Source organism: Micrococcus sp. LASM2_SD2 (assembly GCF_057364565.1).
In genome coordinates this window covers 1-6,399 of sequence record NZ_JBNFOB010000133.1, presented here as the reverse complement: position 1 = coordinate 6,399, position 6,399 = coordinate 1, and the positions used below count along the sequence as shown (strand labels likewise).

The following is a 6,399-nucleotide window of genomic DNA, read 5'->3' as shown; positions in this document are numbered from 1 at the left end:
GGACATGTCCGCCGCGGCGGCTGGCCCGGGGACGAGGACCTCGTCGCCGCCGTGGCCGCGCAGGTGCTGGCGGGCACCCCGCGCTCCCGTGTGGACCTCGCCGGCTCCCTGCAGGGCCTGCTGCCCTGGCCGGCCGCCTCCGAACTGGACGCCCTCGCCCCGGAAGGCCTGCCCATCCCGTCCGGGCGCACCGCCGCCCTGCAGTACCCCGCGGTCGGCGACGACGGCCAGCCCGTCCTGGCCGCCAAGCTCCAGGAGTTCTTCGGCGCCACGGACACGCCGGCCGTGGCGGACGGGCGCCTGCCCGTGCTGCTCCACCTGCTCTCGCCCGCCGGGCGTCCCCTGGCGGTCACCGCGGACCTGCCGTCCTTCTGGTCCGGCGCCTACGCCCACGTCCGCGCGGACATGCGTGGCCGCTACCCCAAGCACCCCTGGCCGGAGGACCCCACCACGGCCGAGCCCACCGGCCGCACGAAGCGCCGGTAGACGCCGTGTGCCGAGCGAGGCGGGTCGGCGAGTGCCGAGACGCCGTCGTCGCCGAGCCGCGGAGAAGGCGAGCTGACAGCCGGAGCCGAGGTGCCGTCGTCGTGAAACACAGCCGACCCGAAGGTCAAAGGTGGCCCCCGAGGCATCTCACGGGCATAGGGTGTAGCGCATATCACTGGGACAGCTGACACGAAGGACATCCCGACATGACGAATCCCCACCCACGGCGCTGCCGGGGACGGGCGCTCGCGGCGGCGACGGTGGCCGCCTCGGCCCTCGTCCTCTCCGGCTGCGCCGCCGACGACGGCGGCACACCGGTGCTGACCTGGTACACGAACCCGGACGACGGCGGCCAGGCCGAGATCGCCCGGCAGTGCACCGACGAGGCCGGCGGCACGTACCGCATCGAGACCTCGATGCTCCCCAACGACGCCGCGTCCCAGCGCGAGCAGCTCACCCGCCGCCTCGCCGCCGGGGACACCTCGATGGACATCATGTCCCTCGACCCGCCGTTCGTGCCCGAGCTCGCCGAGCCCGGCTTCCTCGCCCCCGTGCCGGAGGAGCTGCAGAAGACCGCCGAGGAGAACACCCTGGAGGGCGCCCTCGCCGGCGCCACCTGGAAGGACGAGCTCGTCGCCGTCCCGTTCTGGGCCAACACGCAGCTGCTCTGGTACCGCAAGTCCGTGGCCGAGGAGGCCGGACTGGACATGGACAAGCCCGTCACGTGGGACGAGCTCATCCAGGCCGCCGAGGACCAGGACAAGGAACTGGGCGTCCAGGGCGCCCGCGCCGAGTCCATGTCCGTGTGGCTCAACGCGCTGATCGTGGGCGGCGGCTCCGAGATCATCGAGAACCCGGAGGCCAAGGCCGACGAGCTCAAGCTCGACCTGGACAGCGAGGCCGGCCGCAAGGCCGCGGAGATCATCTCCACCATCGGCAAGAAGGGCCTCGGCGGCCCCGGCCTGCCGACCCAGGCGGAGAACGAGTCCATGCTCCTGTTCCAGGGGGACAACGGCTCGTTCATGGTCAACTGGCCGTTCGTGTGGGCCGCCACCAACGCCTCCGTGGAGGGCGGCGACCTGCCGGAGGACCTGCCCGAGGACATCGGCTGGACCACCTATCCGCAGACGGACGAGGAGCACGAGGCCGCGCCCCCGCTGGGCGGCATCAACCTCGGCGTCGGCGAGAAGTCCCAGCACCATGACCTCGCATGGGACGCGATCTCCTGCATCACCACCGCCGAGCACCAGGCGGACTACTTCGTGACCAACGGCAACCCGCCCGCGGACCCGAAGGCCTACGAGGACGAGCGCATCAAGGAGGACTACCCGATGGCCGAGACCATCCGGAAGTCCCTCGACATGGCCAAGCCGCGTCCCCAGACGCCGTACTACAACGAGGTCTCCACCGCCATCCAGCAGCGCTACGCGCCGCCGTCCGGCATCGACCCGGAGCGCACTCCGGCGGAGACCAACACCTTCATCGAGGAGATCCTCCGAGGGGAGCGCCTGCTGTGAGCACCGTGACCGCACCCGAGCGCACCGGGAAGAAGACCAAGCCCGTCCGCTCCGCCCGAGCCAAGTCCGAGGCCCGTCTCGGCATGTGGCTGGCGGCGCCGGCGTTCCTGATCATGACCTTCGTGGTCCTGTACCCGATCCTGCAGGCGTTCTGGCAGTCGCTGTACAGCTACCGTCTCACCGCCCCCGGCGAGCGCGAGTTCGTCGGCCTGCAGAACTACGCGACCATCCTCACGGACCAGGTGTTCTGGGCCGGACTCGGCGTGACCGTGCTGATCACCGTGGTCACCGTGGCCGTCGAGCTCGTGCTCGGCTTCCTGCTGGCCCTGGTCATGCACCACGCGATCAGGTCCACCAAGGGCCTGGTCCGCACCATGATCCTGGTGCCCTACGGCATCATCACCGTGGTCTCCGCGTTCGCGTGGTTCTACATGTTCTCCATCGACTCCGGCTACATCAACGAGTGGTTCGGCTGGCTGCCGGGCGTCACCGCGGACCTCAACTGGTTCGCGCAGGGCTCCACCGCCCTGTTCGTGATCATGCTCTCCGAGATCTGGAAGACCACCCCGTTCATCTCCCTGCTGCTGCTCTCCGGACTGGCCCAGGTCCCGGGTGACCTCACCGAGGCCGCCGCCGTGGACGGCGCCAGCCGCTGGCAGCGCATGACCCGGGTGATCCTGCCGAACATGAAGGCCGCCATCATGGTCGCCGTCCTGTTCCGCGCCCTGGACGCGTTCCGCATCTTCGACGCGGTGTTCATCATGACCAACGGCGCCTACGGCACCGAGGTCCTGTCCCTGCTGGCGTACCGCACGTCCATCGCCCGACTCGAGATCGGTCTGGGCTCCGCGGTGTCCGTCATCCTGTTCCTGTGCGTGGCACTCATGGCCTTCATCGCGGTGAAGGGCTTCAAGGTGGACCTCGCCGACCGAGGAGGTTCCAAGTGAGCACCGCGGCAAGCACTGACACGACCCGCACCGGGCAGGACCGGGCTGCGCAGGACCGCAGCCCCGAGCCTCCCGTGAAGAAGGACTCCGGCAAGTGGAAGGTCACTCTCGGCTGGTGGGTGCTGACCGTCCTGATCGGCATCTGGTGCCTGTTCCCGGTGTTTTCCATCCTGGCGACCAGCTTCAAGACGCCCGGCGACCTGTCCAACGGCCAGCTGCTGCCGACGCAGTGGTCCACCGAGAACTACAGGGAGATCTTCGTGGGCGGCTCCCGTGAGCTGTTCCTCACGGCGCTGCGCAACTCGGTGGGCATCTCGGTGATCGCCACCGTGATCGCGATCGTCCTGGCCACCCTCTGCGCCTACGCGATCGCCCGCCTGGACTTCCCGGGCAAGCGCCTCGTGCTGACCGTCTCCCTGATGGTCTCCATGTTCCCGGTGATCTCCCTGGTCACCCCGCTGTTCGACATGTGGCGCACGATCGGGCTGTACGACACCTGGATCGGCCTGATCATCCCGTACCTGTCCCTGACCCTCCCGATCTCCATCTGGACGCTCTCCGCGTTCTTCAAGCAGATCCCATGGGAGCTGGACCAGGCCGCCCAGGTGGACGGCGCCACCCCGCTGCAGGCGTTCCGCAAGGTGATCGTGCCGCTGGCCGCCCCGGGCGTGTTCACGACCGCGATCATCGCGTTCTTCATCGCCTGGAACGACTTCGTGTACGGCATCTCGCTGACCTCCACCGAGGCCGCCCGCCCGGTGCCGGCCGCGCTGGCGTTCTTCACGGGCGCCTCCCAGTTCGAGTCGCCGACCGGCGCCATCTCGGCCGCCGCGATCATCGTGACCGTCCCGATCGTGCTCCTGGTGCTCTTCTTCCAGAAGCAGATCGTGGCCGGCCTGACCAACGGCGCCGTCAAGGGCTGAGGCCCGGAACAACGCTTCGAAAGGACCCACACCGATGGCCTCCATCACCCTGAACAACATCCACAAGACCTACGACGACGGCTTCCATGCGGTGAAGGGCGTCGACCTGGACATCGCCGACGGCGAGTTCGTGATCCTGGTCGGCCCCTCCGGCTGCGGCAAGTCCACCCTGCTCCGCATGGTGGTCGGCCTCGAGGACATCACCGACGGCGACCTGACGATCGGCGGAGACCGCGTCAACGAGAAGGCGCCCAAGGACCGCAACCTCGCGATGGTCTTCCAGAACTACGCGCTGTACCCGCACCTGACCGTGTTCGAGAACATCGCGTTCCCGCTGCGCCTGAACAAGGACGCCAATCTCTCCGAGGACCAGATCAAGGCCAAGGTGGCCGAGGCCTCGAGGATGCTGGAGCTGGACGAGCACCTGGACCGCAAGCCGGGCAACCTCTCCGGCGGCCAGCGCCAGCGTGTGGCCATGGGCCGCGCGATCGTGCGCGACGCCGACGCGTTCCTGTTCGACGAGCCGCTGTCCAACCTGGACGCCAAGCTCCGCGGCCAGATGCGCGCCGAGATCGCCCAGATGCAGCGCCGCCTCGGCATCACCTCGATCTACGTCACCCACGACCAGACCGAGGCGATGACCCTCGGCGACCGCGTGGCCGTCCTGAAGAAGGGCGAGCTGCAGCAGGTGGCCTCCCCGCGCGAGCTCTACGAGCAGCCGGTCAACCTGTTCGTGGCCGGCTTCATCGGCTCCCCGTCCATGAACTTCCTGCCGGCGACCCTCAAGTCCGAGGGCGGCCGGTCCGTGCTGTCCTCCCCGATCGGCGACATCCCGATCCCGGAGGAGAAGGCGAGGGCTGCCGAGGGCCGCGACCTGGTGTTCGTGGGCCTGCGCCCGGAGTTCTTCGAGGACGCGTCCCTGGTGGACGAGGACAAGAAGACCAAGGGCTCGACCTTCCAGGTGGAGCTCACCCACCTGGAGTGGCTCGGCCACGAGCAGTACGGCCACATCGAGTTCGACCCGGACCCGGAGGTCAAGACCATGCTCTCCGACCTGGCGAAGGAGATGGACGCGGACGAGCTGCGCCCCGTGGTGGTGACCACCCTGTCCGCCGAGTCCCGCGTCCGCCCGGGCACTCCGGTGGACCTGTGGGTGGACACCTCCCGCATCCACATCTTCGACCCGAAGACCGGCGAGAACCTGACCCGCGACCCCGAGGCCGGCGCCGAGCTGACCCGCATGGCCGGCGAGGAGCGCCGGCGTCAGATCGAGCTGGCCCAGGAGAACGACCGGAAGAGGCGAGGCCTCCACGAGCGTCGCACCGAGGACTCCATCGGAGACAACCTCGACCACGGCACCGCCGGCGTGCTGCGGACCGCTCCGCGCACGGTGCGGCGCGGCACGCGGCCGACGACACCGCGGACGGCGATGTGAACGGCACTCACGCCGCCGGCGACCGCCGCGGCACGGACGAGGGGCAGCACCGGCTCCCACGTCCAGCGCTGATCCTGCGCAGCCCCCGGTGAAAGTGAGGGGGGAGACACGGTCACCTCCGTCGATCTCGACGCCGTGTCTCCCCCTCACTTCTGCCTGTCCGAGGTCAGTACCCGCCCTCGGCGTCCACCAGCCCCTCCAGCTCTCGACCCTCCGTCCGAGCCGCGAGGTTCCGCCGGATGCGCGCGTCCAGCAGCGGGATGCACATCTCCGGGGTGTCCGCGGTGTGCGGGGTGATCAGGCAGCGCGGCTCGACCCACAGCGGATGCCCGGCGGGCAGCGGCTCGGGGTCGGTCACGTCCGTGGCGAACCCCTGGATGCTCCCCGCCGCCACCGCGGCCGTCACCGCGTCCGTGTCCACCAGCACCCCGCGGCCCACGTTCACCAGGACCGCGTCGGTGCGCATCAGCTCCAGCTGACGGGCGCCGATGATCCCGCGCGTCTGCGCGGTGGCCGCCGCGGCCAGCATGACCACGTCCGCCTCGACGAGCACCTCGTCCAGCCGGTCCGTGGTGACGGTGACGTCCGCCCCGGGCACGTCCCCGTCCCTGCGGCGCACGGCGGTCACGTGCGTGTCCCAGGCCTTCAGCAGCCGGATGTACTCCTGCGCGATGCCCCCGCCGCCGAGCACCACGGCCCGGGCGCCGTTGAGCGTCTTCCCGCGGCACTCGCCCCAGGAGGTGGCGGTGACCCGCTCGGGCAGGTGCCGCAGCAGCGCCAGCGTCAGCGCCAGGGCGTGCTCGGCCACCGGCGGGGCGTAGGTGCCCTTCGCGGAGGTCCAGGTGATCTCCGGGCGGCTGCGCACCAGCGGGACGTAGGCCTCGATCCCGGCGAAGGGGAACTGCACCCACGTGATGCCCGGGTTCGTCTCGAGCGCCGTGCGGACGTCCTCCACCGGGATGGGGTTCACGATCACCAGGGCGGTGGCGTCGCCGGAGCCGTGGGGCTCCTCGTCCGTCCCCGACGACGGCCCCGCCCGTCGCCGCGACCGCCTCCTCCGGGGCCCCCGGCGGGCCTCGGCGTAGCGGGTG

The 6,399-nt window shown here is 70.2% G+C and carries 6 protein-coding genes; 5 read left to right on the top strand and 1 reads right to left on the bottom strand.

The features are described from left to right. From AC2W7A_RS08055 to AC2W7A_RS08035, 5 genes are all read left to right on the top strand, one after another. On the top strand, positions 1-486 hold a 486-nt coding region (locus tag AC2W7A_RS08055; RefSeq protein ID WP_485990902.1), incomplete at its 5' end, for an ATP-dependent helicase C-terminal domain-containing protein. 206 nt (positions 487-692) lie between these two features. Further along, positions 693-2,003, top strand: coding sequence for an extracellular solute-binding protein (locus AC2W7A_RS08050; protein ID WP_485990901.1), 1,311 nt, complete (start codon positions 693-695; stop codon positions 2,001-2,003). Further along, a complete protein-coding gene (locus tag AC2W7A_RS08045) occupies positions 2,000-2,950 on the top strand; it encodes a carbohydrate ABC transporter permease (RefSeq protein WP_485990900.1) in 951 nt (316 codons plus the stop codon). Before AC2W7A_RS08050 ends, AC2W7A_RS08045 begins: the two co-directional genes overlap by 4 nt. A gap of 74 nt (positions 2,951-3,024) precedes the next feature. After that, a complete protein-coding gene (locus AC2W7A_RS08040) occupies positions 3,025-3,873 on the top strand; it encodes a carbohydrate ABC transporter permease (RefSeq protein ID WP_485990903.1) in 849 nt (282 codons plus the stop codon). Between the two features lie 34 nt (positions 3,874-3,907). After that, the gene (locus tag AC2W7A_RS08035) at positions 3,908-5,308 is read left to right on the top strand and encodes an ABC transporter ATP-binding protein (protein ID WP_485990899.1); all 1,401 of its coding nucleotides are present in this window, start codon (positions 3,908-3,910) and stop codon (positions 5,306-5,308) included. Positions 5,309-5,474: 166 nt separating this feature from the next. On the opposite strand, the gene AC2W7A_RS08030 is transcribed toward AC2W7A_RS08035, so the two are convergent. Next, the coding region (locus AC2W7A_RS08030; RefSeq protein ID WP_485990898.1) for an NAD(P)-dependent oxidoreductase at positions 5,475-6,399 on the bottom strand (925 nt) is incomplete at its 5' end.

Bases quoted from the DNA above. Each gene is read 5' to 3' on its own strand.
- AC2W7A_RS08050 (WP_485990901.1), top strand. From the start codon at position 693: ATGACGAATCCCCACCCACGGCGCTGCCGGGGACGGGCGCTCGCGGCG.
- AC2W7A_RS08035 (WP_485990899.1), top strand. From the start codon at position 3,908: ATGGCCTCCATCACCCTGAACAACATCCACAAGACCTACGACGACGGC.